This is a genomic window from Bacillus sp. SM2101 (assembly GCF_018588585.1).
Lineage (GTDB): Bacteria > Bacillota > Bacilli > Bacillales > SM2101 > Nanhaiella > Nanhaiella sioensis.
Genome location: NZ_JAEUFG010000088.1, coordinates 1 through 1,736 on the forward strand (window position 1 = coordinate 1; position 1,736 = coordinate 1,736).

At 31.3% G+C, this 1,736-nt stretch carries 2 protein-coding genes; both read right to left on the reverse strand.

The window, feature by feature from the left end; translation table 11 throughout:
* Window positions 1-483 precede the first annotated feature (483 nt).
* Window positions 484-990, reverse strand: a complete 507-nt coding sequence (locus JM172_RS24310) for a hypothetical protein (protein WP_214484951.1) — start codon at window positions 988-990, stop codon at window positions 484-486.
* A 601-nt stretch (window positions 991-1,591) separates the two neighbouring features.
* On the reverse strand, window positions 1,592-1,736 hold a 145-nt coding region (locus tag JM172_RS25575; RefSeq protein WP_214482207.1), incomplete at its 5' end, for an IS3 family transposase.

Genomic DNA, 1,736 nt, shown 5'->3' on the forward strand with positions numbered 1-1,736 from the left:
GGAGTCTATGGTAATTGTTCAAACAAAAAGAGCTGATATCACCTCTTAGTAACCTAATCATAGAGTTTTTAAAGCGTGGTAGTCCAAAAACGCGATGATGTTACATCATCGCGCCAGATTGTTGAATAATATTGTCATGTAGTCTCAAAACTATTCGACACATTAATTGTTTCATTATTAAGCTAATTGATCAATTCGAAGTGGATTGTCAATGCCTTGTGTAGGAGCGAATGCTGTATTTTCAGTTGCTCCTCCCTTGATAATTCCTGTCTGCTCTATCCATATTACTGTCATACACATCCAACAAACCATTGTTATTACTTTATTTATTTCTTGGACTGGGATCCATATAGTTTACCCATTTACTATTATTTAGAGAAATTATCCTTAATACAAGACTTATTCGACTGAATTTCTATTATGTATTATAAAACAATGAAACTTTACTACTCACTTTTCGTGGAGATCGTGGTATATGTAATTTTAAATCGTACACCAAAATACATTATTTATCTTTTGTTGAAATTCAGGCTTCTTAACAAAATTAAGAGAAAGTTCTCTATCATGATTTCCAAAATGTTCATCTGTATCTACATTATAATATTGAATTAACTCTACTTGATATATACCATTTTCAATATCAATTTTATAGCTGGAGCAATTTTCATCTGGTACCAATTCATCTTCATATTGTGCTGCCATAGTAAGGCAGTCATAATCTACCATAAATAATCTATTATCAGTTACTTTAATATATCCTAGAGCCCTTCTAAAACATTCTCCTTCAATGTCATCAGTTCCGATTTTTATATCAACTTTCCATGAATGAGCAAAACCCTCTTCTGTCATCTGACAAACTAGTATATTCCCTTGTTTCATTTCATCTGTAAAATGATATATAAGCTTATCTAATTCCCAGTCTTTATCTACAAATGATTTGTATTTTTCCGCATTAACTAATCCAATAAAACTAGTGTCACCATAATTCATTATAAATTCCATTTATTTTCCCTCCTAATCGATTGCTAAATTTTAATCTCATTAAATAATCTCATCCTGTTAATTATTTCAAATTTTTAAATTATTCACAATATCTAAATCTAAAAAATTGTTTACACGTTACGTTTCTTCTTTTAGAAGAGTGCTTTTTCTTTATTGAAATCTTTCCCAACTATTATGGTACTCTAACGGTATTTTCAAAACGCCGAGGGAGTTTATTAGTTTCAATCATCAGAAATGAAGAATTGGAAACTGTTTTCTCATAACAAGGTGTCTTCTTTGCTTTATTTCCCTTGCCCTTAGTAACCACATAATCCATTGAGGTTACTAATATATCATTGGAATTTCTATATATTTAATAACCAAAATACTCTGGTCTTCAACAATCTTCCCCTAAAATGAATAATGGCACATATCTATATTTCAGATATGCGCCATATCGTATTATGAGGTCAGCCAGTAACATTTCTGGTTGACCTTTTTTAATAGGTATTACTCATAAGGTAGTAGGGATAGCCTTAACTACATTCTTGCGCCATATTGTGGAATAATATTGTCATGTAATCTTAGAACTTGGACTGTCAACACCTAACTAGACAATTTTCTTAAGGTGTTTATTTTTGTACTCAATAGGACTTGTATAACCTAGTGTGCTATGAATACGAATATGGTTAAACCAATGCACGTAGTCATGGAGTTCTCGTGTTAATTCTTCTAAACTTTCATACTGCCTCCCT

Excerpts from the sequence above, each read along its gene's own strand:
- JM172_RS24310 (WP_214484951.1), bottom strand. The coding sequence starts at position 990 with ATGAATTATGGTGACACTAGTTTTATTGGATTAGTTAATGCGGAAAAA.